The organism is Streptomyces sp. NBC_00459, assembly GCF_036013955.1.
Taxonomy (GTDB): Bacteria; Actinomycetota; Actinomycetes; order Streptomycetales; family Streptomycetaceae; genus Streptomyces.
On record NZ_CP107903.1, the window covers coordinates 5,684,038 to 5,709,797 of the forward strand.

Annotated in this window: 22 protein-coding genes; 14 read left to right on the forward strand and 8 right to left on the reverse strand. The window is 70.0% G+C overall.

All coding sequences use genetic code 11. From position 1 onward, the window contains the following. Positions 1-202: 202 nt before the first annotated feature. A complete protein-coding gene (locus tag OHN74_RS25180) occupies positions 203-2,065 on the forward strand; it encodes an ABC transporter ATP-binding protein (RefSeq protein WP_327700260.1) in 1,863 nt (620 codons plus the stop codon). Between the two features lie 200 nt (positions 2,066-2,265). Next, positions 2,266-3,816 (forward strand): hypothetical protein, encoded by a 1,551-nt coding sequence (locus tag OHN74_RS25185; RefSeq protein ID WP_327696866.1) that lies wholly within the window; start codon positions 2,266-2,268, stop codon positions 3,814-3,816. A gap of 205 nt (positions 3,817-4,021) precedes the next feature. Here OHN74_RS25185 and OHN74_RS25190 read toward each other — a convergent pair whose 3' ends face one another. Next, a complete protein-coding gene (locus tag OHN74_RS25190; RefSeq protein ID WP_327696867.1) occupies positions 4,022-4,849 on the reverse strand; it encodes a hypothetical protein in 828 nt (275 codons plus the stop codon). A gap of 686 nt (positions 4,850-5,535) precedes the next feature. Here OHN74_RS25190 and OHN74_RS25195 point away from each other — a divergent pair. Continuing rightward, positions 5,536-6,270 carry a phosphotransferase family protein gene (locus OHN74_RS25195; protein WP_327696868.1) on the forward strand — a complete coding sequence of 245 codons (735 nt, stop codon included), beginning with the start codon at positions 5,536-5,538 and terminating at the stop codon, positions 6,268-6,270. A gap of 122 nt (positions 6,271-6,392) precedes the next feature. Here the strand turns inward: OHN74_RS25195 and OHN74_RS25200 are convergent, their stop codons facing one another. The 3 genes from OHN74_RS25200 to OHN74_RS25210 all read right to left on the reverse strand — a co-directional run bounded on the left by OHN74_RS25200 (position 6,393) and on the right by OHN74_RS25210 (position 8,545). Continuing rightward, positions 6,393-6,656, reverse strand: a complete 264-nt coding sequence (locus OHN74_RS25200; protein ID WP_327696869.1) for a hypothetical protein — start codon at positions 6,654-6,656, stop codon at positions 6,393-6,395. A 163-nt stretch (positions 6,657-6,819) separates the two neighbouring features. Next, positions 6,820-7,401: an HD domain-containing protein gene (locus OHN74_RS25205; RefSeq protein ID WP_327696870.1), complete on the reverse strand. Its 582-nt coding sequence runs from the start codon at positions 7,399-7,401 to the stop codon at positions 6,820-6,822. A gap of 13 nt (positions 7,402-7,414) precedes the next feature. Continuing rightward, positions 7,415-8,545 (reverse strand): helix-turn-helix transcriptional regulator, encoded by a 1,131-nt coding sequence (locus OHN74_RS25210; RefSeq protein ID WP_327696871.1) that lies wholly within the window; start codon positions 8,543-8,545, stop codon positions 7,415-7,417. A 162-nt stretch (positions 8,546-8,707) separates the two neighbouring features. Between OHN74_RS25210 and OHN74_RS25215 the strand changes: the two genes are divergently transcribed. The 5 genes from OHN74_RS25215 (at position 8,708) to OHN74_RS25235 (ending at position 12,063) form a co-directional block, all read left to right on the forward strand. Then, positions 8,708-9,238, forward strand: coding sequence for an ATP-binding protein (locus OHN74_RS25215; protein WP_327696872.1), 531 nt, complete (start codon positions 8,708-8,710; stop codon positions 9,236-9,238). After that, the gene (gene tgmA, locus OHN74_RS25220) at positions 9,181-9,405 is read left to right on the forward strand and encodes a putative ATP-grasp-modified RiPP (protein ID WP_327696873.1); all 225 of its coding nucleotides are present in this window, start codon (positions 9,181-9,183) and stop codon (positions 9,403-9,405) included. Before OHN74_RS25215 ends, tgmA begins: the two co-directional genes overlap by 58 nt. Continuing rightward, a complete protein-coding gene (tgmB, locus tag OHN74_RS25225) occupies positions 9,402-10,379 on the forward strand; it encodes an ATP-grasp ribosomal peptide maturase (RefSeq protein WP_327696874.1) in 978 nt (325 codons plus the stop codon). Before tgmA ends, tgmB begins: the two co-directional genes overlap by 4 nt. Next, on the forward strand, positions 10,376-11,476 hold the full coding sequence (locus OHN74_RS25230; protein ID WP_327696875.1) for a methyltransferase domain-containing protein: 1,101 nt from the start codon (positions 10,376-10,378) through the stop codon (positions 11,474-11,476). Before tgmB ends, OHN74_RS25230 begins: the two co-directional genes overlap by 4 nt. A 122-nt stretch (positions 11,477-11,598) precedes the next feature. Then, a complete protein-coding gene (locus OHN74_RS25235; RefSeq protein WP_327696876.1) occupies positions 11,599-12,063 on the forward strand; it encodes a hypothetical protein in 465 nt (154 codons plus the stop codon). Positions 12,064-12,143: 80 nt separating this feature from the next. On the opposite strand, the gene OHN74_RS25240 is transcribed toward OHN74_RS25235, so the two are convergent. Further along, the gene (locus OHN74_RS25240; RefSeq protein ID WP_327696877.1) at positions 12,144-12,584 is read right to left on the reverse strand and encodes a MarR family winged helix-turn-helix transcriptional regulator; all 441 of its coding nucleotides are present in this window, start codon (positions 12,582-12,584) and stop codon (positions 12,144-12,146) included. Positions 12,585-12,654: 70 nt separating this feature from the next. Between OHN74_RS25240 and OHN74_RS25245 the strand changes: the two genes are divergently transcribed. Next, positions 12,655-13,029 carry a cupin domain-containing protein gene (locus OHN74_RS25245; RefSeq protein ID WP_327696878.1) on the forward strand — a complete coding sequence of 125 codons (375 nt, stop codon included), beginning with the start codon at positions 12,655-12,657 and terminating at the stop codon, positions 13,027-13,029. 115 nt (positions 13,030-13,144) lie between these two features. Further along, the gene (locus OHN74_RS25250) at positions 13,145-14,566 is read left to right on the forward strand and encodes an ATP-binding protein (protein ID WP_327696879.1); all 1,422 of its coding nucleotides are present in this window, start codon (positions 13,145-13,147) and stop codon (positions 14,564-14,566) included. Positions 14,567-14,621: 55 nt separating this feature from the next. Here the strand turns inward: OHN74_RS25250 and OHN74_RS25255 are convergent, their stop codons facing one another. Continuing rightward, positions 14,622-15,707: a saccharopine dehydrogenase family protein gene (locus OHN74_RS25255; protein ID WP_327696880.1), complete on the reverse strand. Its 1,086-nt coding sequence runs from the start codon at positions 15,705-15,707 to the stop codon at positions 14,622-14,624. A gap of 115 nt (positions 15,708-15,822) precedes the next feature. On the opposite strand from OHN74_RS25255, the gene OHN74_RS25260 reads away from it, so the two are divergent. Further along, on the forward strand, positions 15,823-16,782 hold the full coding sequence (locus tag OHN74_RS25260; RefSeq protein ID WP_327700261.1) for a helix-turn-helix domain-containing protein: 960 nt from the start codon (positions 15,823-15,825) through the stop codon (positions 16,780-16,782). Between the two features lie 115 nt (positions 16,783-16,897). Then, a complete protein-coding gene (locus tag OHN74_RS25265; protein WP_327696881.1) occupies positions 16,898-18,565 on the forward strand; it encodes a cellulase family glycosylhydrolase in 1,668 nt (555 codons plus the stop codon). Positions 18,566-18,638: 73 nt separating this feature from the next. Here the strand turns inward: OHN74_RS25265 and OHN74_RS25270 are convergent, their stop codons facing one another. Further along, positions 18,639-21,611, reverse strand: coding sequence for a M36 family metallopeptidase (locus OHN74_RS25270; protein WP_327696882.1), 2,973 nt, complete (start codon positions 21,609-21,611; stop codon positions 18,639-18,641). Between the two features lie 263 nt (positions 21,612-21,874). On the opposite strand from OHN74_RS25270, the gene OHN74_RS25275 reads away from it, so the two are divergent. Both OHN74_RS25275 and OHN74_RS25280 read left to right on the forward strand, forming a co-directional pair. After that, positions 21,875-24,094, forward strand: a complete 2,220-nt coding sequence (locus OHN74_RS25275; protein ID WP_327696883.1) for a sensor histidine kinase — start codon at positions 21,875-21,877, stop codon at positions 24,092-24,094. Then, positions 24,091-24,510, forward strand: a complete 420-nt coding sequence (locus tag OHN74_RS25280) for a roadblock/LC7 domain-containing protein (RefSeq protein ID WP_327696884.1) — start codon at positions 24,091-24,093, stop codon at positions 24,508-24,510. The genes OHN74_RS25275 and OHN74_RS25280 overlap by 4 nt, the downstream gene beginning before the upstream one ends. Before the next feature lie 224 nt (positions 24,511-24,734). On the opposite strand, the gene OHN74_RS25285 is transcribed toward OHN74_RS25280, so the two are convergent. After that, positions 24,735-25,679, reverse strand: coding sequence for an endonuclease/exonuclease/phosphatase family protein (locus OHN74_RS25285; RefSeq protein ID WP_327696885.1), 945 nt, complete (start codon positions 25,677-25,679; stop codon positions 24,735-24,737). Positions 25,680-25,760 lie beyond the last annotated feature (81 nt).

Consider the following 25,760-nt stretch of genomic DNA (forward strand, 5'->3'; position numbering starts at 1 on the left):
ACCCACTCGTATGACGACGCGTGACGAACGTACGGCGAAGGTGAAGGCGAAGAACACGGAGCAGGCGGAGCAGACGGCCGAAGGAGCAGCCGCGGGAGAAGCCGCGGGAGAAGCCGCTGGTGAGGCTGCGGGGGAGAAGGGCGCCGACGACGGTGTCTCCGAGTCCGAACGGCTGCTGTTCGGGGGGCCGTTGAGGTACGACATGGGGTGGAACCAGCACCAGGGGTCGTTCCTCGAACTGGGGCTGCGGACCATGGTCGCGCGGATGCCCCGGCTGATCGGCGCCACCGTCCGGCTCGCCCACCGGGCCGACCCGCGCGCCCTGCGGCGGGTGGCGATCGCCGAGTTGGGCGGGGGAGTGGCGCAGGCGGTCGGGCTCGTGGCCGTCAACCGGGTGCTCGCCCAGCTGCTCGGCGGCGGGCACACCACCGACCGGCTGCGGGACGCCGTACCGGCGCTGGCCGTCGTCGCGATCACCGCGCTCGTCGGCGCGCTGTTACGGTCCGCGTCCACCGCCGGCACCGGACGGCTGGAGCCCAAGGTGTACCGGGTGGCGACCGAGGAGTACCTGGAGCGGGTGGCCCGGGTCGAGTTGGCCGCCGTCGAGGACGAGGAGTTCCACAAGCTGCTCGACTCCGCGCAGTACGGCGCCGAGTCCGCGCGGCGCATGATCCGGTTCTGCACCTCCGTCATGACCGCGAGCATCGCGCTGGCGGCGGCCGCCGGTGTGCTCACCGTGCTGCATCCGGCCCTTCTCCCGCTCCTCGTCCTGATGACGCTGCCCAGCGCCTGGAGCGCGCTCACGATCGCCCGCCGGCGATACGTCTCCTTCCACACCTGGGTCCAACACGCCCGCGCGGGGCAGCTGTTGGGGCGGCTGCTGATCGACGTACAGGCGGCGCCCGAGGTGCGGGTGCACAACATCGGGCCGTTTCTGCTGCGGCACTTCCGGACCATGGCCGAGACGGGGGAGCGGGAACAGACGCGGCTCGCCTCGCTGGCCGCCCGTACCGGGCTGATCGCCTCCGGGTGGACGGGCATCGCGACGGCCGCCGCGTACGGTGTGCTCGGGCTGCTGCTGTGGACGGGGGCGATGGATCTGGCCGTCGCCGGTACGGCGGTCATCGCCATCCGGACCGGGTCCGCCAACCTGGAGGCGCTGGTCGTACAGCTCAACTACCTCTACGAGGAAAGCCTGTTCGTCGCAGACCTGGAGCGGCTGTGCCAGGAGGCGGACCGCAGGCTCATCCCGGACACCGGCCGCAAACTGCCCGCCCGGGTGGACGCCGTCCGCTTCGAGAACGTCTCCTTCACCTATCCGGGCACGGCCACCGAACCCGCCCTCGACGCGGTCAACGTCACCATCCCCACCGGCCGGATCGTCGCGCTGGTCGGCAACAACGGCAGCGGCAAGTCGACCCTGGCCAAGCTGCTGTGCGGGCTGTACGCGCCCGACGCCGGCCGCATCCTCTGGGACGGGATCGACTCCACCGAGCTCGACCGTACCGACCTCTTCGACCGGGTCGCGGTCGTCGCCCAGGACTTCTACCGCTGGCCCTTCACGGCGCGCGTCAACATCGCCATCGGCCGGCCCGACGCCCCGCACGAGGATGAACACCTGCACGCCGCCGCCGAGTACGCGGGCGCCGACGAGACCATCGCCGGCCTGCCCCGGGGGTGGGACACCCTCCTCGCCCGCGGGTACAAGGGCGGCCACCAGATCTCCGGCGGCCAGTGGCAGCGCCTGGGCATCGCCCGTGCCCGGCACCGCGACGCCCGCATCCTCGTCGTGGACGAACCGACCAGTGCCCTGGACGCGGAGACCGAGCAGCGCGTCTTCGACCAGATCCGCAGCCTCGCCGCCGGGGGTCAGACGATCATCCTGATCACCCACCGCCTGCACAGCGTCCGGCACGCGGACGAGATCTACGTCCTGGAGCGGGGCCGCGTCGCCGAACACGGCACGTTCGAGGGCCTGTTGAAGGCCGACGGTGACGGACCGGGGCTTTTCCGGCGGATGTACCTCGTGCAGTCGGAGCAGTACCGGCTGGACACCGAGCAGTGAGCGGGGCCGTAAACCGCATAGTGATCCACTTCACAAGATCGTGACGCAAAGAAAGTAAAGGAAGTGTGCCTCGGAGGCGGGTGGGGCTGGCATGCTCATGCGTGGCTACCGAGGGGTAATCGTTCGTGCTCAACCTCCGAACATGAACCCCCGCGCCCCGTCCCGTCATTCGATCCACTCGATTCCGAGGACCCCCACGCGTGCACAAGCTCACCAGACATGCCCTGCTGGCGTCGGTCACCGTCGCGGCCCTGCTCACCACAGGCTGCTCCGCAAGCTCGCCGACCGAGGCGGACAGCGCGGGCGCGGCGGCGGCCGAGATCCCCGCCGCCGCCAACACGCCGGACCAACTCGCGGTCGTACAAGCCCCGTTGGGTAACGGCGCCCCCACGGCTGTGGCAACCCAGAACTCGGCCGAGGAGGGTGCCGGAGCGCGGAAGTCGTCGCTCAAGGTCGCCTCCTACGACAAGAAGAGCGGCCGGGCGGTCATCACCGCGAAGTCGGTGACCGCACCGGCCGGCGGCAAGGCGACCCCGTCCGCCGCCTCTTCCTCCGAATCCCCTGAGTCGCCCAAGTCCCCCGAGTCCCCCGAATCCTCTGATCCCACCTCTCCCTCACCCTCCGCGTCGGAGTCAACCGCCGCCCCCGAAGCGCCCGTTGCCGTCGGCGACGTCATCGCCAGCGCCCCCGCTCCCGGTGCCCCCGACGGACTGCTGGCCGAGGTGACCGAGGTCGTCGGTGAGGCCGCGGACGGCGGAACGGAGGTGGTCACCAAGTCCGCCGAACTCAACTCCGTACTCGGTGAGAGCAAGGCCGAGGGCGAGGTCCCGGTGGACCCGTCGACCATCGAGGTCGAGCCGCTCGTCGAGGGCGTGAAGGTCTCCTGGGCCAAGACCGGTGACCTCACCTTCGGTCCCGAGGGCGCCAGGCTTCCGCTGGGCAGCCTGCGTATCGACGTGGGCGCCGCCATCGCCACGGCCGAGGGCGCTCCCGCCTCGGCGTCGGCCTCGGTGCAGGGCTTCGTCCAGCTCGCGCCCGAGGTCGCCTTCTCGTACGACGGTTCCGGCAGCGGGACGGGCTCCTCGCCCGGCGGCGCGTTCCTCGGCCTGACCGGTGACTGGGCCTCGAAGTGGTCACTGAAGGGCCGCGCGGCCGGCACCACCACGACCAACGGCAAGCCCCTGCGCATCCCCTTCGCGGAACTCCACTCCGACCCCGTCATCTACGCGGGCCCGGTCCCGATCGTCGTCAACCTCGACCTGGTCTGCTACTTCCAGGTCGACGCCGACGGCAAGGTGACGGTCGACGTCGAGCAGGACCTCAAGGGTGACTTCCGCGTCGGCGGCACCTTCTCCTGGAGCAAGGGCTGGCAGTCGGTCAGCGAGTCCGAGATGACCGGCACGCCGCTGGACGTCAACGTCACGGCGAACGGTGACGTCAAGGCGTCCCTGGGCGCCGAGGCCTCGATCGGCCTGTACGGCACCGTCGGTGTCAGCGCCGACCTCGCCCCGTACCTCCGCGTGGAGGCGGACGCCGCAGCAGGCGGATCGAGCGACGGCACGGGCTCGGCGAGCGGCTCCTGGGCCCTGTACGGCGGCATCGACCTCTCCGGCGCCCTCCAGCTCCAGCTGACCATCTTCGGCACACCGATCTTCCAGACCCGCATTCCGCTGGGCGAACTCCACAAGGAGTGGCCACTGGCGAAGGGCGAGGCGTCGACATCGACGCCTGCGGTGAAACCGGCGGCCTGACGTACGGCGGACTGACCTGCGCCGAGGGGTGTTTCCGTCCTGCACCGGGCGGAAGCGCCCCTCGGCTGTGTTTCGGCCGTGCGTTCCTGCCCCCCCAGTTGTCGGCTCGCCCCATCGCTGGCGGGCGAGGATGCGCCGGGCGTCGAGCAGCAGCAGCCGACCGCCGTTGTGGATCTGGCCGGACATCCAGCCTCAGAACCGGGCCTCAGGCCCGCTGAGGCACACGCATCCCGGCACGCACCCGCGCGGCGAGTTCGCGCACGGTCGGATCGGGACGGCGTACCGACGGCCCGGAAACCTCCGACCCGCTCCCGGCTCGGTCCCGGCAGCCCCGGCAGAGCCCACCGGGCAACGCTTCCGGCCGCCCCGGGACCCCGCAGTCGGTGCACTCCATCAGCAGATTGCGCCGGGGACCGGGAGCCGGTGCCACGACGGTCCGCTCGGGCGGCATCTTGTCGACCAGCCGCCGCTGGACGAACGCCCGGGGTGAGTGGACGTGGTCCGGAAGTCCGGCGACGAGGGCATGGGTGATGTGCTCGGGCGTCGCGCCCCGGGCCATCCAGTCGGCGGCCGGCTGTTCCAGGGCGGCGCAGTCGGCGGCGGACAGGGCGAGGCGGGGCTCCTGGAGACCGAGTCGGGCGAGGGTGTCGTATGCGACGGAGGGGCCCGAACTCCGTTCGAGGCATGGCGAGTTGGCGGTACGGGGCGGTACGGCGCCGGAGGATTCCGGGTCTTCGTCGGCTTCCGGAGGTTCCTGGGCGTCGGTCTCCTGGGAGTCGGGCGCGCCCGATGTTGCCCTGGGCGTCTCGGCGGTCGCGTCACCTTTGAGGAAGGTGGCCCACCATTCGTTGTCACGTGCGGTACGCGACCAGTACGTGTGGACGACCCACCGGCTGCCGCTCACTCCCTCACCGGGCGGGATGCTCTGGCGCACCCGGCGCAGATGTCCGGCCACGCCGAGTTCGTTGAGGGTGGTGCGCACGGCGGCCTGGCCGTAGAGGGGCTGGGCCTTGGCAATGGTCTTGGCGTCCATGGCCGCGTTCTCGCAGAGCCGGTCGAGGAGGCTCGCCAGATAGGCGGCGCGGGCCGGGAGGTGATCGAAGTCGCCCTTCCGGGGCGGCGACTAGTCCGGGGCGGAGCGCTTGCCGTAGCCGGGTTTGGCCATGGGATGGGCTTGGGCTGCGGGGGCGGGCAGGGCAGCGATAAAGTCGTCGTACGCCACGAGATCTCCTACGAGGATCTTGTTGGTCAGACCCCGGCGGGTGTTGGTAGCACCCGGCCGGGGTTGTTTGTTGTCGCGAACGCTAGACCGTCACCACGGCACGTCGCAAGCCGGTCACGAAAAGTCATATGCGCTGGTATGGGTGCCAGTTGAGGCGCCGGTGGGACCGGGGGAGGGTGGGAGGGTGGGTTGAACTTACCGCCCATTCCATACAAAAAGAGCTCGGATCTCGGCACCCGGAGCTTGGGGCTCAGGCTTCGCTGGATTGCGGGTGCGAGGGGTCGATGGAGGGTGGGGGCGGGCATCGATTCGGGCCCGGCAACTCGGACCCTGAAGCCCGAGCCCCGAACTCAGCTCCACTTCTCACCGAGTGCACTGGGCGGAGCCACCCCTGTTTCCCTGCAAAAGTGCGCTCATGCCGACCGGCCGAATCGACTTCTCCGACCTTCCCGCCGATGCCCAAGGCTCCGTACTCACCCGCACCGGCCCGCTCCTGAGTGCCCAAACCGTGCCTGCCGTCCGGTTTCAACTCCGCCATCGCCGCGCGCCTGACGACCGAGAAGGGCGAGGTATACGTCAAGGGGTTGCCCGTGGATCACCCCAGGGCATGGACGCAGCAGCGAGAGGCGGCCGTCGGCCCGTCCGTGAGCGGCATTTCTCCCCGCGTGCGATGGCATCTCCAGGCCGGCGGATGGGACCTCGTCGGCTTCGACGCACTCGACGGCCGCCACGCCGACTACACGCCAGGTTCTGACGACCTCCCACTCGTCGCGGCGACTCTGGAACGGCTGGCCGGGCTGCGCGCGCCAAACGACGTGGAACTCAAGGAGGCCGCCCACCGGTTGCGTGAGCACGCACCTGCCGCAGCTCTCGCGCACTTCGCCGGAGACACCCTCTGCCACACCGACCCGAACCCCGCCAACGTCATCATCGGCCAGCGGCAGGCGTGGCTCGTCGACTGGGCGTGGGCCACCCGAGGCGCGCCGTGGCTGGACGCCGGGTACTGGGTCGTGTGGCTGATCGCCGGGGGCGGCCACACTCCCGAGAGCGCCGAGCAAGGGGCTTCCCTCATCCCCGCCTTCCGCGAGGCACCCGAGGCCGGGCTGAACGCGTTCGCGGCGGCCAACGAAAGCGTCTGGACCCAGATCGCGGAGGAGTCGCCCAACTCCTGGACCCATGGAGCCTGTACGGCCGCCAAGTTGTGGGCAGCCCACCGCGTACGGATGCCCTGACTGACTACACGCGCCCTGACAAAAGGAGGCTCGGATCTCGGATCTCGGATCTCGGATCTCGGCGCCCGAAGCTCAGGGCTCAGGGATTCGCTGTCACGGGACACATTGTCCTGTGTCAGCTTTCACTCGGGCGTGTCGTGGCTGATGAGGGAGTCCCGGCAGCTGATTCGTTTGCAGTTTCCCTGCGGGCCGCCGGGCTGGAAGTCGGGGCACGGGCAGGCCAGACAGGGGATGGTGTCTTTGCGGTCGGGCTCCCAGCCGTTCTTCGCCAGTCGCGCTCGGGCGGTTTCCCGGATACCGCGCAATTGATCGTCGAATCTGCGGAAGTCGGCCTCGTTCTCCTCGAAAGCCTTCTTCTGGGCGTCTGTCACGTCGTACTGCTGCATGTTGCCCTCCCGAGGTGGAGGTGGCGGCGAGGAGTGTCTCGCCCCTACGCCCACGATGGCCCGGCGGGCGCCTGTCCGCACGTCGAGCGCGAGGGGAGGGGAGGGGCTCAAGGGGCGCGATCCACTCCATTGGAACTCGGGCCCCGACCTTCGAGCCCCGAACTCAGCCCCGTTCCTCCCCGAGCGCCGCGCGCAGCCAGTCCAAGGACCCCGTAGCGAGCACCGCATCGGCGAGTTCGTTGGCCGACTTGGTGGTGAGCCGGGCGCGGCTGTTGTCGATCCAGCGCTGGGCGTTCTCGTAGCCCTGGGCCTTGTACTCGATGCCCTGGATCATGCACTCCAGTTTGTCGGCGTCCCGGGCGCAGATCGCTTCGGTGGATTCCTTGGCCTCGTACTCCGCGACGATCTCGCGCACGGCGGAAGCCAGGATCTCGGGCATACCGGCGACCTGGTCGGCGGTGACGGCCTCCGGGTCCGCACCGGGGGCGTACTTCTTGCCGAGGTGGTTCACATCGCCGGTACGGGTCTCCTGGGAGTCGTGCCAGACCGCGAGGTAGGCGGCGCGTGCGGGGTCGGCGCCTTCGAGTTTCGCGATGATCGACGCGAGAAGAGCGGTGCGCCAGGAGTGCTCGGCCACCGACTCCGGGTCGCGTACGCCGGCCATCCACCAGCCGGTGCGCTTTGTCTGTTTCAGGGTCCCCGCCTCGTACAGGAAGCGCGCCACCGCGGACAGGTCTTCAGCCACCGTTGGGCTCCTCTCACGCCTCGGCGAGGCGGATCGCGTACCGGATGCTCTCCAACTCCCGGCGCCCGCGCGCCGACAGTTCCCGGCTATCCAACATCACGGGCAGCCGGTCGCGCAGGGCACGGCCCGCCGCACCGGATCGCAGCAGGTTGGGACGGACCTGGAGCAGGGACCACACGGAGTGGATGTTGAGATCGACGTAGCCGTGATGCGGCGCGAGCCCCTGCGTGAGGTGAGTGAGCAGTTTGTCGCCCGGCCATGGTCCGGGGGCGCGGGCGGCGATGAAGTCGTCGCTCAACTCCAGGTGGGCGGTCTCGCCGATCCAGTAGGCCCAGTAGTTCAGGTTCGCGGCCTCACCGGCGTCGTCGTCGGCGAGGGCGGTGTCGATGAAGTGGCTCATGCGGTCCCGGTCTCCGCGCCGGGCCGAAACGGCGGCGACAGAACGGGAGTTGAGCCACCTGGTGAGCCAGTCGCCGGGGCGTTCGGCGGCCTGCTGATGGGCGAGCCAGTCCGTCGTGTCGGGCTGGTCGTCGTACCCGGAGAGGTACAGCGCCTGGCGGCGGAGGAGGAACTGACCTTCGCAACGAGCCTGCTCCGCAGTGCGCCGCATCTGGGTGAAGAAGTGCGTCCGCTCGGAGGCCGACAGCTCCGGCCCGGCCGGCGCGGGTCCTCGGCGCCTGCGGGGCACGGCGGGCAGGTCACGGACGGGCTGGGGTGGTACGTGGTTGAGGGGCCACGCAAGCACCTCGACGAGATCGCGCTGCATCACCCAGGCCCCGAGCGGGCTGTTCTCGACTCCGGTGGCCTCTGCGTCGAGGGCGCCCGCGAGGAGTACGTCTGCTTCAAGGGCACGGTCGAGGGCTTGGAGAAGCGCAGGTACGGTGCCCATCTGCATGAGTCGGTGCCGGTGCGCGAGCATCTGTCCGACCGGTACGGCAGTCAGCGGGCGTCGGCCGGACTCCCACCCTGCGATCGTGTCCGCTGACACCCGTAGCTGCTCAGCCGTTTCCTCCTGGGTGAGGCCCAGCTGCTCGCGTATGACCCGGAAGACGTACCCGGAAATGACGCCTGTTCGCGGGCGTCCGGGTGTTCCCTGACCACCGGTCAGGGTTTGTCGCGAACTCGACCGCATACACAGCCCCATTCCCGTGTGTTCGCAGCAAACCACTTGTACTCGCGGTCACTTCAAGCAGTGATCACGACTCTCTACCGTCTTATGCATCACCGGATGAGCCTAGTGGGGCAGCAGCCCTGGGGGTCGGTGACAAGGCCACACGGAACGCGAGCACCCCCGAGGGACGCGACGATGACCACGACGGCTGCATCAACATCAGCAGGACCACAGCGCTACCAGGATCGGTATGCGGCGAGGCCGGAAGCCGCTCGGCAGGGCCGCCGGGACATAGCGTCGGTTCTGGATAACTGGGGCCTTCCTCACCTGATCGAGGTAGCCGAGCAGATCGTCACGGAACTGGTCGCCAACGCGGTGGAACACACCGGCGCGGCCACGATCGGCATTTCCGTCACCCGGACCGGTGAGGAGGCCGTACGGATCGTCGTCACGGACACCTCCCGCACCGCACCCACCCCGGCCGCGCCTTCCGGTGACGCCGAGAACGGACGTGGCCTTCTCCTTGTGGACGCGCTAGCCCACGACTGGGGAAGCGAGCCGGTCCACGGCGGGAAACGGGTGTGGGCCGAACTACGCGGGGGCGGCCTGCTGTTCCTGGCGCCGGACGGTGAAAGCCCGCTCACCACCAACCAACTTACGGAGGAACCATGCCCATTGCAGTCATCCCCTTCGGCGCTCGCGCCGAGCGCACCCCGTACACCGTGACCCTGGAGGCAGGGTCATTCATCTATGACCCGGTACGTCAGGTCAACGTTCTGGCCGACGGCTCCGGTTTGTTGTGGAGTCGGTCCACCTCCCTGGCGGGGAGCTGCACGAACACGAACTGGGACAGCAAGAACGACGACACGTCCGACCCGTACCTGATGCGGTGACGCAGCATCTGTCCGGAGGTCCGGTGCTTGTCGTCACCAAGGAACTGGACCCCGCCGCAGACCTGGTGGTCGACGAATTGACGATCCGGCGAGTGCCGGTGATGCGCTTCGACATGGGGAACTTCCCCTCGGCCGTCTCGCTGTCCGCCGAACACGCCGGCGCACCCTGGGCGGGGGCCCTGGCCGACGAACACCGCTCCGTACGGATGGAGGAGGTACGGGCCGTCTACTACAGGCGGCCCCGCCTTCCCGCCGTATCCGAGGAAATGCAAGAGCCCCACCGCACGTGGGCCAACGAACAGGCGCTGGCCGGTTTGCTCGGCACGCTGTACGCGCTGCCGGTGCTGTGGGTCAACCGGCCGGACGTGGACGGCATCGCCTCCCACAAGCCGGGACAACTCCCGGTGGCGGCAGCGCACGGGCTCCGTACTCCCCGGTCGCTGATCACCACCGATCCCAAGGCGGCCCGGGTGTTCTGTCGGGAGTTGGGCGGCCCGGTGATCTGCAAGCCGCTCATGGGCGGCCCGCTGGAGTACCCGGACGACCGCCGAACCGGCGTACCGACGGCCCTGATCGACCCCGACACCATCGACGACACCGTTTCCCTGACGGCGCACCTGTTCCAGGAGCGGATCACCAAGTCCCACGAGGTGCGGCTTACCGTCGTGGGCACGGACATGTTCGCGGCCGAGATCCACGCGGGCAGCGACATCTCCCGGGTGGACTGGCGCAGCGACTACGACGCCCTCACCTACGACGTGTGCGAAGTGCCGGACGACGTACGGGCCGGTGTGCTGGGTTGGCTGAAGCACTTCGGGCTCAGCTTCGGTGCGTTCGACTTCGCCGTGACGCCGTCCGGGGACTGGGTGATGTTCGAGTGCAACCCGTCCGGAGAGTGGTCCTGGATCCAGAGCAAGACCGGCCTGCCCATCGCCGCGCACATCGCTGACCTACTCGCCAAGGGACGACCATGACGACACATACCGAAGAGCGCGCCGCCGAACTGCGTAGGGCACTGGCCGACACGCTGGAAGCCGACGGCCAACTGACCGATCCCACCTGGAGGAAGGCGTTCGAGACCGTACCGCGCCATCCGTTCGTACCGGAGTTCTGGACCCTGGCCAACGGCACGCAGCGGCTCGTGCCGACGGCCCATCCCGACTGGCTCGACCTCGTGTACGCCGATGACGCTTTGGCGACCCAGATGACAGACGGCGTTGCCACCTCGTCGTCCACCGCACCGGGCCTGATGCTTGCCATGCTCCAGGCCCTGGATGTGGCCGACGGCAATCGGGTGCTTGAGGTGGCCACGGGGACCGGCTACAACGCGGCACTACTGGCGCAGCGGTTGGGCAGTGAGCAGGTGGTCACGGTAGAGATCGACCCTGTGCTGGCACGTCTTGCGGAATCGCGGTTGCGGCACTGCGGATACACGCCGCTTGTCGTCGCCGGGGACGGCCGCGACGGCTACCCGGGCCGGGCACCGTACGACCGGCTGATCGCCACCTGCGGCTTCTCCACCATCCCGACAGCGTGGCTGGAACAGGTAAAGCCCGGCGGACTGATCGTGTGTCCGTTGGGCTGGGGCACTGTGAGCCTGGTCGTCGGCTACGACGGCCGTGCCGAAGGGCGGTTCCTGCCAGGAGGCTCTTACTTCATGGCCGTCCGTGACCCCGGCACCACAGGCATGCCGGTACACCCGGGCAGGCCGAGCGCGACGAGCGGGCGGCTTACGGCCCTCGATTCGGCCGTCTTCGCCGAGGACGACGCGTTCCGTTTCGTTCTGTCCCTTGCCGTGCCCGACACGGCGTTCGCCTTCGAGCGCGGCGACGACGGTGCGGTAACAGCCGTGGAAATGTGGGCTGTTGACGGCGCGTGGGCGCGATCAGAGGACGGGGCTGTACGACAGGCCGGGCCGCGCCTGCTGTGGGACGCGGTGGAGGCCGCGCACACGCTGTATGTCGAGAACGGCCGACCGGGCCGTGAGCGCTTCGGTGTGACCGTGACCGCCCAGGCGCAGCGCATCTGGCTGGACGCTCCCAGCCGCTCTGTGCCGCGCGGACAGTCGTGATCCAGCCCGATCTCCCCAACCTCCCGGGTCCGTACACCTACGGCGCGTGTCTGGTTGCGATCGAACAGGTGCTGCTCAAGCCGGATAAGGTGCCCTCGAAGTCAGGCGTGAGGGGGATCGCGTTGGAGCGACGGAAGGCGATCGGGATCGGGGCGGGGCTGGCGGTCCTACCCGTCTGGTGGGCCCTGCGGCAGGTGGCAAACGGGGGCGAGGGGGACTGGCGCACCGACGCCGCACCGCTGGAGCGGGCGTTCCCGCTGCTGGGCCCGCTCACCGACGCCAAGTGGGTGAGCAGCCGGGACAACGACCGGGGCGGACCGTCGCCGGAGCTGGTGATCTCGGGCTTCGCCCGGCTGGCACAGGGGAAACTTGCCAAGCTGACGGCGGCCCATGCCTTCGTCTCCGAAGGGCCGGCCGATGACTTCTCCTCGTGGTTCGAGAAGCCGCTCAAGGGCGAGGGGCCGGAGAACCCGCAGTGGGTCCGGTCGCACGAGCTCGACCGCGACGGCAGCGGCTACTCCACCAAGTTGTGGTTCGACCGTCGCAGCGACATGGTCCGCTTCTGGGCACTCAATCCGTACGGCTAGGGTCTCTGCGATGTTGTGATCAGTTGGTGGGTTCACCCCCCCCTGTGACAGGCCTGGCCAGGCCAGGGGGATGAACCCGCTCACCAGGCAGGGCGGATCGGCCCCGGTGGCGTGAGGCGGGTCAGGTCGGCGACGAGTTCGCTGAAGCGTGTCTCGCCCAGTGCCTCTCGCCATGGTTCGACGGCAGCCCGGGCCGCCTGGTCGGCGGCGCGAGTGGCGGCCCAGCCGGTCTCGGTCAGAGCCAGGAGCCGGGCGCGGGCGTCGTGGGGGTGCGGATGCCGCACCACGTACCCCTTGCGGACCAGCTCCTCGACCAGTTGGGCGGCGGCCTGTTTGGTCACCCCCAGATGCTCGGCCAGCGCGGCCGTGGTGGCGCCGCCCATGGAGATGCGGACGAAGGCGAAGCCGTGCGCGGGCCGCAGATCCTCGAATCCCTGCTCGGACACGCCGGCGTGGATCTCCTGCACCAACTGTCCGGAGAGTGCCAGCACCAGTGCGGAGAAGGCCAGAGCGTCGTCCATGGCTTGACTATAACTCGGCAAGCTGCTTGTCTTTATGGACAAGTTGCTTGTCTATAGGGGGAGCTGACACATGCCTTTCATCCACAGCGCCGAGGCCGTCGCGCACGAGATCCACGGTGCCCGCTTCGTTTCCTACATCCGTCCGGACACGGGCGGCCGGGACCTCGCCGCCTGGCGTACCGAGGTCCCGGCCGGAATGGTGGGCCAGGCCCACACGATCAGTCACGAGGAGACGTTCTACGTCCTCTCCGGCCGCCTCCGGCTCACCATCGACGGCGAGAGCGCCGAACTCGGCGTCGGTGACGCGGCGGTGGCTCCGGCAGGCTCCGAGCTGGAGGTTGCCAACACCACCGACCAGCCCGCCCACATGTGGGTCACCACACGTGTCGGGCTCAGCGCCAAACTGGCCGACGGCAGCACCATCACGCCGCCGTGGGCTCATTAGGGCCGCATTGGGTGGCGCAGGGCAGCCGGGCGTAGTCTCGGGGGAGATGGTATCAATGGCGATAGTATCGCTATCGATACCATTGCTTCCGATACCTTTGCTTCCGGGAGTCTCCATGCGCCGTTTCATCGGCAGGAACCGCGAGCTGACCGTGCTCCGTACCGCCTTCCAGGCCGTTCAGGACGCCGCCGGGTCCGCCAAGCCTGGCCAGTGCATCCTCATGCGGGGAAGGCGACGGGTCGGCAAGTCCAGCCTCGTCGAGGAGTTCCTGCGGCGCACCGGGACGCCGTACCTCTTCTTCACCGCGGCGGGAGGCACGGCCGAGGACGAACTGGCGGAGCTCCTCGACGCCGCCGCCCGGTCCACCCTGCCAGGGAGGGAACTGTTCGCGGAGGAGACCCCGACGCAGTGGAACGCGGCCTTCAGGCTGCTTGCCGAGGTCCTGCCCGACGACCGCCCGAGCGTGATCGTCATCGACGAGGTCCCGTATCTCATGGACCGTATCGACGCCTTCGAGGGCATGCTGCAGAGGGCGTGGGACCGCCTGTTCAGCCGCAAGCCGGTGCTTCTCCTCCTGGTCGGATCCGACCTGTCGATGATGGAGGCGCTGAACAGCTACGACCGTCCCTTCCACCAGCGCGGGCGAGAGATGGTCGTGGGGCCGCTCAACCCGGCCGACATCGGCGAGATGCTCGACCTCGAACCCGCAGCCGCCTTCGATGCCACCCTGATCACGGGCGGTCTCCCGCTGATCTGCGCGGAGTGGCGGCCCGGAGCGGACCTCTGGGAGTTCCTCCGCGACTCACTCGACAATCCGATCTCTGCACTGCTGGTCTCCGCCGAGCGCTCACTGGCCGCGGAGTTTCCGCCACAGGCGATGAGCGGGGAAGTCCTACGGGCGATCGGAACCGGCGAACGCACCTTCACCAACGTCGCGCGTGCCGCCGGTGGCATCAGCCACACCACTCTCACCCGGGCCACGGACGTCCTGACCGGGAAAGGGGTGGTTGCAGCCGAACTGCCTCTCTCTCTGCGGCCGTCGAAGGAACGCCGCTACCGAGTGGCCGATCCCTACCTGCGGTTCTGGCTCGCGTTCCTGGATCCGCACATGGCGGAGATCGAGCGCATGCGGGGAGATCTCACGCTGAGCCGGATCAAGGAGCGATGGACGAGCTGGCGAGGGCGCGCGATCGAACCCGTCGTCCGGGAATCCCTCGCCCGGCTTCTCCCTGACGAGTTCCTGCCCGCCGCTCCGGCGATCGGCGGGTACTGGACCCGCAGCAACGACATTGAGATCGACCTCGTCGGTGCCGACCGGCAGCCGGTGGCCAAGCAGTTGCTCTTCCTCGGGTCGGTCAAGTGGCTGGAGAACTCCGCGTTCGACAACCACGACCTGGCCGCGCTGCAGAAGCACCGGGCCGCGATCACCGACGAGCCCGTACCGCTCGTCGCGGTCTCCCGCAACGGGGTCGGCTGTTCCGGGCTCCAGGCGGCGTACGGCCCCGAAGAACTGCTCGGCGCCTGGCGCAGGGCCTGAGGCGGGCCCACCGACTCCCAGCCCCGAGCCCTCGTGCCCCTTACCCCACTACCCCCTACCGGAACAGTTCGAGCGAGACATGCCCGGCCAGAGCGCCGAGGAAGTCGGTCGCGTCGAAGGCCGCCCCTGCGGACGCGACACCGACCGTCCGCGTACGTCCCGTCAGGACCCGTTCCACCGCCTCCACCGCCAGCGGCGCGCTGACCGCGTAGATGTCCCGGCCGCTCGCCACCGCCCGCCGCTCCACGCCCCCGGCCCGTACGACGACGTCCACGACGAACGTCTGCGCGGACCGGCCGTCCGGGTCGACCGCGACCGGTGCCGGGGTGTCCGGTGCCGACAGTTCCCTGGCCGCGTCCGCCGCCATGTAGCCGCGTACCTCGGGGATGTTCAGGTGGCTGGGGACGGTGACGACGTCGGCCATGGAGAACTCGCCGATCATCTCCCGGGGTCCCATCGGGGCCGGGAAGGACCACTTCAGGGTCGGCAGCGCGTCGTCGTGGTACTCCAGTCGGCCTCCGCTGTAGCGGACCCGGCGGCCGTTCCGGCGGTCCCGGGAGACCGCGCCCGCGGTGCGTGTACCGGTGGTGGGGTGCCAACTGCTCAGCCCGTACGCGATGTTCGCCTCGTCGGCCGACGTCCAGTCGCCCATCGCCGCGGTGACCAGGAGGTCACTGAGGCCGCCGAAGAAGGCCATCGCGGGGATCACCAGGGTGTTCGCGGCGCGGGCACGCTCCGCGAAGTGCGTGAACGTGTCGAGGTTGGCCTCGATCTCGGCCGCCACGTCCACATACGGGATCCCGGCCCGCAGCGCCGCCTCGATCACCGGCGCGGCCGTCACCGCGAACGGTCCGGCGCAGTTGATCACGGCCGCGGCTCCGGCCAGCGCGCGGTCCAGCGCCGCCGGGTCGTCGACCGACGCCGGTCGTACATCGATCTCCGGATCGGTCTCCGGAACGACCTCCGGATCGGTTCCCGGGCGGAGTACGGTCAACTCCCTTGCCAAGTCGTCGAGTTGACCCGGGTCCCGCCCGGCGAGGATCGGGACGTACCCCCGCTCCAGCAGCTCGGCGACCACGAACCGCCCCGTGTGCCCGTACGCGCCGAACACCACAACCGCCTGTCCCGCTACCGATTCCATGTCTTCTCTCCCCGTCGCGTTTCAACTGTTGCCATCCTGACCGCGTCGCCCGATCCGCACGAGTGTCCGGAACGACATGTCCCGTACAGTTCCGGACATGGAAACTGGTACGGGGATGGGCACGAGGACTGTCGCGATCGCCGTCACCGACGGCATGCTGCACTTCGAGCTCGGCATCGCCTACGAGGTCTTCGGCTCCGATCTCTCCCACCTGGTCGACCCCTGGTACGACGTCGCCCTCTGCGGCCCGGGCCCGACACGCGCCGGCAGGTTCCTGTTCGAGCCCGACTCCGGGCTCGACCGGCTCCCGTACGCCGACACGGTGATCGTCCCCGGCTGGGCCGACGTCGACCAGGCGCCGCCCGCCGAACTGGTCGACGCCGTCCGTGCGGCGCACGAGGCGGGAGCGCGGGTCGCCTCCCTGTGCACCGGTGCGTTCGTGCTGGCCGCAGCCGGACTGCTGGACGGGCGGCGCGCGACCACGCACTGGGCGCACACCGATGTCCTGGCCGCCCGATATCCCGGGGTGGAGGTCGATCCGGACGTGCTCTACGTCGACAACGGCAGCGTCCTCACCTCCGCCGGCAAGGCGGCCTCGATGGACCTGTGCCTGCACCTCGTACGGCTCGACCACGGCTCGGCGATCGCCAACACCGTCGCCCGACGCCTCGTCGTACCCCCGCACCGGGCCGGCGGTCAGGCGCAGTTCGTCACCGCTCCGGTGCCCGCACAGGACGACCATCCGCTCGCCGAGCTGTTCCCCTGGGCGATCGAACGGCTCGACCGCCCGCTGACCGTGGAGGACCTGGCCCGCCGGGCCAACATGAGCTCGCGCCACCTCGGCCGCCACTTCCGGACGGTCACCGGTACCACCCCGCTGCAATGGCTGCTCACCCAGCGGATCCGGCGCGCCCAGGAGCTGCTGGAGGCCACCGGCGACAGTGTCGACGCCATCGCGGAGGCCGTCGGCATGGGCACCGCCACGACGCTGCGCCGCCACTTCAACCGCACGATCGGTGTGCCCCCGGACGCGTACCGCCGTACGTTCCGCAGCACACGGTCCGGCACCGGCTGACGGACGGCCGGTGTGCGCGATGTCTTGACGTGTCCCTGCCGTCATGGGTGTATGGGAGCGCTCCCACATTTCCGCTGTTGCTGAAGTTTCTTGGCGCTCACTCCCTGGAGTCGCAGTGAGAACAAAGAGAAGCACCACGCGAAAGAGCCCCCTGACCGTCCTGCTGACCGCCCTGGCCACCATCCTCGGCCTCCTGGCGCTCGCCCCGACCCCCGCCCAGGCGCAGGCCGAGCCGCCCCGCGCCCTGGCCACCGGCCTCCACATCTCGAACGGCCGTCTGCTCGAAGGCAACGGCAACGACTTCGTGATGCGGGGGGTCAACCACGCCCACACCTGGTACCCGACCCAGACCCAATCCCTCAGGGACGTCAAGGCGTTGGGTGCCAACACCGTCCGCGTCGTCCTCGCCGACGGGCACCGCTGGACCAAGAACTCCGCCGACGACGTGGCCGCCGTCGTCGCGCAGTGCAAGGCCAACCGCCTGATCTGCGTACTGGAGGTGCACGACACCACCGGCTACGGCGAGGAGGCCGCCGCCGGGACGCTCGATCAGGCGGCCGACTACTGGATCGGCCTCAAGAGCGTGCTCGCCGGTCAAGAGAACTACGTCATCATCAACATCGGCAACGAGCCCTGGGGCAACACCGATCCGGCCGGCTGGACCGCCCCGACGATCGCGGCCGTACAGAAGCTGCGCGCCGCCGGCTTCCAGCACACGATCATGGTGGACGCGCCCAACTGGGGCCAGGACTGGCAGGGCGTCATGCGCGCCAACGCCCAGTCCGTGTACAACGCGGACACCACCGGCAACCTGATCTTCTCGATCCACATGTACAGCGTCTTCGACACGGCCGCGGAGATCACGGACTACCTGAACGCCTTCGTCACGGCCAAACTCCCCATCCTCATCGGCGAGTTCGGCGGTCCGGCCGACCAGTGGGGCGATCCGGACGAGGACACCATGATGGCGACCGCCCAGCAGCTGAAGCTGGGCTATCTGGCCTGGTCGTGGAGCGGTAACACGGACCCGATCCTCGACCTGTCGATCGGCTTCGACCCGAAGCAGCTCAGCACCTGGGGCCAGCGCATCTTCAACGGCGCCAACGGCATCGCCCAGACCTCCAAGGAGGCCACGGTCTACGGCGGTGGCACGGGCACCGACACCCAGGCCCCGACCGCCCCCGGCACCCCGGCGGCGTCCGGAACCACGGCCACCTCGACCACCCTGACCTGGGCCGCGTCGACTGACAACGTTGGCGTCGCCGGTTACGACGTCGTCCGCGTGAGCGGCGGTACGGAGACCACGGCCGCCGCCTCCACCACCAGCACCGTCACGGTCACCGGCCTCACCGCGGCCACCGCGTACACCTTCGCCGTGTACGCACGGGACGCGGCCGGCAACCGTTCGCCCCGCTCGGCCACGGTGAGCGTCACCACGTCGCCGGGCGGCGGTACCCCCGGAGTCAGCTGCTCCGTCGCCTACCGGGTCGTCGGCGAGTGGCAGGGCGGTTTCCAGGGCGACATCACCCTGCGCAACACGGGCACCGCCGCCCTCACCAACTGGACCTTGGGCTTCAGCTTCGCCAACGGCCAGACGATCAGCAACATGTGGGGCGGTACACCCACCCAGAGCGGCGCCAACGTGAGCGTCGTACCCGCCTCCTACACGGCAACGATCCCGGCCGCCGGATCTGTCTCGGTCGGCTTCATCGGGACGAAGGGGGCGACGAACACGGCGCCGACCGCCTTCACCCTCAACGGCACTGCCTGCACGACCAGTTGATCCGCGTCAAGTGCCGAAGGGTGGCGTTCCGTTGCCGGAACGCCACCCTCTGGCCTGCTGGTTACCGGGTCCGTCAGCCCTGGTGGGGTGTGCCGTGGACGACGAGTTCGGTCATGTCCAGGAACTCGCAGCCCGACGGGCCGGAGTCCTGCGCGCAGTCCACGCCGTTGTCGACGGCCTGGTTGCCCAGCATCGTCACGCGGACGTACCGCACGTTCTGCGTGGTGCCCGTGTTGAGCGGCACGGCGTTCTCCCGGCCGGTGTCGGCGGGCCCGAAGTGGCCCTCTGCGGCGGTGGCCCAGGTGGTGCCGTCCGTGGAGGTCTCGATCCGGTAGTCGCCGAGCGACGCCGTCAGGTCGTCCCCGCAGCCCGACGTCGGATCGACGCGCAGGTCGCTGACGTCCACGGCCGCGGGCAGCCGTACGGTGTTGTGGACCGGGTCGACCCCGGTGCCGTTGGTGCCGCCGTTGGCCTCCGAACCCCAGACGGTGGCCGACATGTCGATCAGACCGGCCGGTCCGCAGCCGAAGTCGCTGTAGTCGACGCCGCTGAACTCCGCGACCTCGGCGCCGCCGGAGGAGGCCGACCAGTTACGGCGCACCGCCCAGTCGGCAGTACCGGAGGTGACGGTGAGCGTGCGGACCTGCGGCTCATAGCCGTTGCCGCTCGCGTAGACCTTCCGGTACGTGCCCTCGGGGACGTTCCGGATCGCGTACGTGCCGTCCGCCGCGCTCACCGCGGACAGGTCGGCGCCGGGGAAGCCGGAGGAGTGGCCGCTGATGCTGACCGTGACCCCGCTCACCGGGAGGCCGGACTCGTCGTCGGTCACCTTGCCGGTGAGCGTGACCACCGGGGTGTCCGGGCCGGGCGGGACGGAGAAGTCCTCGTCGGGCCTGGTGTCGTCGCCCGTGAGAGCGGCGGCGAACCAGCCCATGCCCCGCTTGGCGAACACCTGCCAGAGCACATCGTGCGCACGCCCGCCGTTGACCACGGTGTCGGCCTGCAGAATGGCGTTCCGCTGGTCGAGGAAGGACGGGCTCACGGGCGACAGTTCCATCGCCCGGGTGACGAGCGACTCGGCGAGCCGGCTGCCGAGCGCGTTGCGCAGGTCCCAGAGCGTCTCGCCCCAGATCTCGCCGTCGGCGTGCACCTCTGCACCGCGGGAGGAGATCTTCCCGTAGTCGCCGTAGGTGTAGCCGCCCGGGCCCGCCGCGGCCGTACCGTCGCACTTGGCCGACGTGGAGCCGACCGGGCAGTCCAACGCCTGGGTGCGCGCGGGCAGTTCGTCGCTCCAGCCCGGCGGGTCGAGGGTCACGTCGCCGTCGGTACGCCGATTGTCCTTCAGCAGGCCCTCGTTGTTGAGGAAGTCGAGGGCGTACCAGTCGCTCCACGCCTCGCCCATGGCCCCGGACTGCTGGCTGTTGAGGGCGGGGACGCCGTCGGCGTCGGTGATGAGCCGGTGGGACAGGCCGTGGGTGTACTCGTGGTAGACGGTGGCCGCGTCGTCGCCGAAGTTGCCCTGCAGCACGTTGAAGCCCGGTATGGAACCGGTCAGGTACATCTGCATCGTGGGCGCCTGGCCGTCCGGCGGCGTACCCATGTTGGCGTTGTTCAGGTGGTCGTCGTCGGGCAGCCCGTCCTTGACGGCCGCGCCGTCGTCCGTCTGCGCCTGTACGGCGTCGCCGTCGCGGCTGTCGAAGTTGCCCGCGGCCCGGGTGAAGCCGATCGGACCGGCCTCCAGGTGGTCGTGGAAGGTGCCGAGGAAGTAGTAGACCTGCGCGGCGTTCTGCTCGCGGTTGGTCTGCCAGGAGTTCGGCGTCTTCTGGTCCCACGAGCAGGGCAGCGGGGTGCCGCAGCCGTCGCCGGTGAAGGGCTTGAACGGGAAGGAGAACGTCCCGTCGGCCGCCGGGGTGATCTCCTCGCCCGGGTCCACCTTGTTGTTGTCGTTGACGTCGCTGAAGACGTGCGCGACCGACCCGTCGAGGGTCTGAGCGCCCTCGGGGAGCCAGCCCCGGGCGGTCAGGTGACGGGTGTGCTGCTTGCCACCGGACTGCGCACCCGGGTACTGGTCCCAGACGAGCACCTTGCCGGTCTGCCGGAGCGGGCCCGCCGAGGCCAGGCTCGCGGACTGCCTGTCGACGGACTGCTCGCCTGCGGACTGCTTGCCGGACGAGGCCGCGGACTTCCCGGGCGTCAGATCGGAGGACAGGTTCTGCCGGTACAGGACCCGGCCGGTGCCCGCGTCGACCACGTGCAGCCACATGCCCTGGCCGTCCGGCGCGGTGACCGTCCGCCATGCGCGTCGGGCCGTGCCGCCCGGCGTCGTGTACACCACCTGCTTGGCGGTGTCCGAGGCGCCGAGGCTCACGTTCCCGCCGCCCGCGATGTCGCGAACGGCGGTGCGCCGGGCCTCGGTTCCGGTGACTCTGGCGGGCGCGAGGGAGGACGGCAGCTTGCGCACCGGGGCGCCGAGCACGCTGATCAGCCGTCCGTCGCGGGCGACGTTTGCCTTGACGCCGTTGCCGAACACCGGGACACCGTCGACCGACTGGACGAACGACAGGTGACGTATCCCGGCGACATCGGTGTACTGCTTGCGCAGGGTGAGTCCACGGATCTGGTCGGCGGAGAGCCCGAACACATCGGGATGCGCCCGCAGATACTGCCGGGCGATGTCCTCCGGGTCGGCGCCGCTGGCCGACGTCAAGTACCCGTCGAGCTTGGCGACTTGACGCGCGGTACCGGTGGCCGGGTCCAGTTCGAGCACGCCCTGCGTCCCGAGCTGCTTGCGCAACTGCCGTACACCGGGCCGCTGTTCGGCCTGCGTCAGCCGGGCGTCGTTTCGCGCCAGCGACTGCTGCGAGGGTATGGGCGGCAGTCCGTCGGCGGCCGGGGTGTCTGTCGGGGAGTCGGCCGCGGGGCGGCCCACCGGATCGCCCGGGGCCGCGTTCGCGCCGCCGGGAAGCAGAGCGACGGCCAGCGAGAGGCCGGCCGTCGCGGTGAATATGGTCGCGCGCGTTCTGCGCGAGAAGGGGGCTTTCGCCATGGTGCGCCTCGTGGGGGGTGAGGTCCAACGACCGCATGGAGCAGCCGAGTTGTATACCTCGAACCTTTCAGAGTGCCCAGCACAACAGGAAGCCTGAATGTTCAATATTCACAGGAGCCTCACAGATCACATCTCGCCGCGCCCGCCACCGGGGCATCGGTCACTGCCCCCGGCCTGCGGTGTGAGGGCCACGCAACCCAAGTTCCCACGGGCTCTAACAGATCGGAAACCGGCCGCCGCGGCAGGCGCACTAACTTCGTGACATGAGGGTGTGGACGCGTTTGGGGCCGCTGCTCGACAGGATCTGCAGACTCGGTGAAGCCGGCGAGCGCGACGTCGGCAAGCCGGAGGTCGGCATGCGGGAGATCGGCGGGCGCGGTGACGGCAGGGGCGCTGTCGGAAAGGGCGCTGTCGGTACGGGTGGTTCGGCGCGCCGCCACGCTGACCGTACGTCTCCCGGCCGCCGCCCGCTGCCCGGCTGGCGCAGCATCAGAGGCCGGGTGGCGGTGGTCATCACCGTACCCATCTGCCTGCTGCTGACGGTGGCCGGTCTGGCCGTGTACGGCCGCGCGGAGGCACTCGGCGACGCCCGGACGACGCGTGCCGAGGTCGGTCTCAGCCTGCGCGTCCAGGCGCTGGTGCACCAGCTGCAACGCGAACGCGGCCTGACGAACGGCCTGTTGGGCGGCGAGAAGAGCTACCGCACACCGCTCACCGACACTCGCCGACGCGTGGACACGGCACTGGAGGCCATGCGTTCCGAACGTGCCGTCGAGGAGGTCATCCAGAAGCACCTGCGACGCCTCACCGCCATCCGCACCGCTGCCGACACGGGAACCGCGGGAAAGGCGACCGCCGACCGCGCCGCGACCCTCACCTTCTACACGACCGCCGTCGACGCCCTCAACGCCGTCGACCCGGTGGCGGACACCGCGACCCGCGACGACCGCCAACTCCGCGACGGACTGGCGGCGTTGCGGGAACTGGCCGCCGCCAAGGAGTCCGTCGCCCTCGAACGCGGCTTCCTCAACGGCGTGTTCGCCGACGGCGCCTTCCACGACCGCGAGTACCTCACCTTCACCGAGGTGCGCGCCACCCGGGTCGCCGCCCTCACCCGCTTCCGCCAGGTCGCCACCGCGCCCCAACTCGCCGCACTTGACCACGCGTTCGGCACCGAGGACGCCGAACGCGCCGCCGCCTACGAGACCCGGGCGGAGGCCGCCGCCGACGGCTCCGCGCTGCGCGCCGACGCCGGTACCTGGTGGGACGCGATGACCGTACTCGTGGACGACCTGTACGCCGTCCAGCAGTCGGTCGGTGACGACGTACGGGACCGGGCCGACAGCCTCAGTCACGACGCCGAACTCGGCCTCGCCGCCTACCTCGTCGCCGGAACGCTCATGGCCGCCCTCGTCGCGGCCCTCGCCGCCTTCGCCTCGCGTTCCCTCACCCGCCCCCTCGGCGCACTCGCCGAGGCCGCCCACGACGTGGCCCGGCACCGGCTGCCCGCCACCGTCGCCCGTATCCAGCGGTCCCCGCAGGACCAGGTGGAGTTCCCCGAGGTACAGGCACTGGGCGGCGCGGCGGAGATCGCCGAAGTCGCCGAGTCCCTGCGCCAGGTGGAACACACTGCCCTCCAACTGGCCTCCCAGCAGGCCGGGTTGCGCCGCAACACCACCGAGTCGCTCGCCAACCTCGGCCGCCGCAACCAGAATCTCGTACGCCGTCAGCTGGGCCTCATCACCCGCCTGGAACGGCAGGAACTCGACCCGGACGCCCTCGCCGAACTCTTCGAACTCGACCACCTCGCCACCCGCATGCGGCGCAACGCCGAGAGCCTGCTGGTCCTGGCCGGACAGAATCCGCCCCGGCCCACGGCATCACCCGCCGGCGGCCTGGAGGTCGTCCAGTCGGCCGTCGCCGAGGTGGAGCAGTACCGCAGGGTCCTGATCGCGGCCGTGGAACCGGTGCGCGTACGCGGACACGCCGTCGCCGATGTCGCCCACCTGCTCGCCGAACTCATCGAGAACGGGCTGACGTTCTCGCCCCCGAACGAACCGGTCGAGGTGCACGGCTGGCACGACCCCGAGGACAACACGTACAGCTTCGCCGTCGTCGACCACGGCGTCGGCATGTCAGTGGCCGACAAGGAACGCGCGAGCGCCCGCCTCACCGGCTCGGACGAGGACGCCTTCCTCGCCGCACCCACCCGCTTCCTCGGCCACCTCGTCGTCGGCCGGCTCGCCCACCGCCTCGGCGAGGGTGCGAAGGTCCACCTCTTCGACACCCCGGGCGGCGGTCTGTCCGCACTCCTCGTCCTGCCCGACCGCCTGCTCGCCCCCGCCCAGCCCCTCACCGCCGTACCTCTCGCCCCACCCACCACCCCACCCGCCACCACACCCGCTGTCTCCTCCCTGCTCAACGGTTTCCGAGCAGGTGTCGCCCGAGCCGAGGCCCGAAGCACCCAAGGAGCGTCATCGTGACCACCGCCGTCCAGAGTTTCGGCTGGCTCATCTCGGAGTTCGTACGCACCGCCGACGGCGTCACCGACGCGGTCGCCGTCTCCTCGGACGGCCTCCTCATGGCCGCCTCCGAAAGCCTCGGCCGAGACCGCGCCGACCACCTGGCCGCCGTCGTCTCCGGCATCACCAGCCTCGCCCAGAACGCGTCGACGACACACGGCTTCCGCGGGATGAAGCTCGTCATGATCGAAATGTTCGGCGGTTTCCTCATGGTCGGCCGCATCCGCGACGGCAGCTGCCTCGGCGTCCTGGCCACCGAGGGCTGCGACGTGGGCCTGGTCGGCTACGAGATGTCCGTCCTGGCCGACCGCGCCGGCGAACTCCTCACCCCACAGCTCGTACGCCAACTCCACTCGGCACCACTGGCGGCGGGATAGGCGCGACGCGGTGCCCCTGCGGGAGGCCCCTGCGGCACGGTTCAGGTGTCCGTCGGCGGTACGGCGCCATGGCACGGGGCTTTCCAGGGCCACCGGGCCGAAGTGGCCGAAGTGGACCAAGTGGACGGGGCGGACCGGGGGATGGCCCCGGAAGACCCCGCCGATATCACCGTGTTCGTCTGGGACGTGACGCCGAAATCGCGGTGATCGCAGACACCTGACGCTCAGTCAAGCCGTACGCGCCCGACCACCGGCAAGTGATCGCTCCCGGTCGCGTCCAGGGCCGACACCTCAGTCACCACGACACCCCTGCCGAGCACCTGGTCGATCCGCGCCACCGGCAGGGAAGCGGGCCAGCTGAACGCGAACCCCGTGTCGGGGGCGCCGAGTTGTGAGGTGAGCGGATCCAGCCCCCGGTCCTGCACGGTGCCGTTGAGATCACCCACGACCAGGAGCCGACCCGCCGGGTCGTCCGCGATCCGTGCCCCGAGCAGCGCCGCGCTCTCGTCACGGGCCGCCGATGCGAAGCCGCTCGCGCCGATCCGGACCGACGGCAGGTGGACCACGTACACCGCGACCGCCCCCTCGGGCGCGGCGACCGTGGCCCGCAGTCCGCGCTGCCAGCTCGCCGGGAACCCCGCGGGCCGGATGTCCACGGTCCGCACGTCCGTGAGGGGGTACGAGGACCAGAGCCCGACCGTGCCGTGGACCGCCCGATGGGGGTGGGACGCGCCCAGCACGTCCTCGTAGACGGGCCGCGCCGCGGATGTCAGCTCCTGTACGGCCACGAGGTCGGCGCCCGTGGCGAGCAGCGCCCGCGCGGTGCCGGACGGGTCGGAGTTGTCGTCGGCGACGTTGTGCTGGACGACAGTCAGGTCGTACGCGTCGGAGGACGAGGCGAACCAGAGCCCGCCGAACAGCCAGAGCCAGGCGAGGACGGGCAGCAGACACGCGATCAGCCCTGCCGCCGACCGCTTGACCAGGGCGAGACACACGAGGAGCGGCACGGCCACTCCCAGCCACGGCAGAAACGTCTCCAGCGCGCTCCCGAGCCGCCCGACCCGGTTGGGCACGACGAAGTGCAGGACCAGCAGCCCGGTGACACCGACGGCGCCCGCGACAAGCCCGTACTCCCACCACCGGCTTCGCCGATCTCCGCGTACGATCACACGCCCCCCTCGTCCCGACGGACGACGCACCTGTCCGCCGGACGGTTCCCCTTGGCGAACGGAGACCTACGGCCGTGGCGC

What these genes read in the sequence shown, in the direction of transcription:
- OHN74_RS25230 (WP_327696875.1), top strand. Translation starts at nt 10,376, where the DNA reads ATGACGACACATACCGAAGAGCGCGCCGCCGAACTGCGTAGGGCACTG.
- OHN74_RS25180 (WP_327700260.1), top strand. Translation starts at nt 203, where the DNA reads ATGGGGTGGAACCAGCACCAGGGGTCGTTCCTCGAACTGGGGCTGCGG.
- OHN74_RS25275 (WP_327696883.1), top strand. Translation starts at nt 21,875, where the DNA reads ATGAGGGTGTGGACGCGTTTGGGGCCGCTGCTCGACAGGATCTGCAGA.
- OHN74_RS25260 (WP_327700261.1), top strand. Translation starts at nt 15,823, where the DNA reads ATGGGCACGAGGACTGTCGCGATCGCCGTCACCGACGGCATGCTGCAC.
- OHN74_RS25210 (WP_327696871.1), bottom strand. Translation starts at nt 8,545, where the DNA reads ATGGGGCTGTGTATGCGGTCGAGTTCGCGACAAACCCTGACCGGTGGT.
- OHN74_RS25270 (WP_327696882.1), bottom strand. Translation starts at nt 21,611, where the DNA reads ATGGCGAAAGCCCCCTTCTCGCGCAGAACGCGCGCGACCATATTCACC.
- OHN74_RS25240 (WP_327696877.1), bottom strand. Translation starts at nt 12,584, where the DNA reads ATGGACGACGCTCTGGCCTTCTCCGCACTGGTGCTGGCACTCTCCGGA.
- OHN74_RS25255 (WP_327696880.1), bottom strand. Translation starts at nt 15,707, where the DNA reads ATGGAATCGGTAGCGGGACAGGCGGTTGTGGTGTTCGGCGCGTACGGG.
- tgmA (WP_327696873.1), top strand. Translation starts at nt 9,181, where the DNA reads ATGCCCATTGCAGTCATCCCCTTCGGCGCTCGCGCCGAGCGCACCCCG.
- OHN74_RS25200 (WP_327696869.1), bottom strand. Translation starts at nt 6,656, where the DNA reads ATGCAGCAGTACGACGTGACAGACGCCCAGAAGAAGGCTTTCGAGGAG.
- OHN74_RS25245 (WP_327696878.1), top strand. Translation starts at nt 12,655, where the DNA reads ATGCCTTTCATCCACAGCGCCGAGGCCGTCGCGCACGAGATCCACGGT.
- OHN74_RS25250 (WP_327696879.1), top strand. Translation starts at nt 13,145, where the DNA reads ATGCGCCGTTTCATCGGCAGGAACCGCGAGCTGACCGTGCTCCGTACC.
- OHN74_RS25190 (WP_327696867.1), bottom strand. Translation starts at nt 4,849, where the DNA reads ATGGACGCCAAGACCATTGCCAAGGCCCAGCCCCTCTACGGCCAGGCC.
- OHN74_RS25215 (WP_327696872.1), top strand. Translation starts at nt 8,708, where the DNA reads ATGACCACGACGGCTGCATCAACATCAGCAGGACCACAGCGCTACCAG.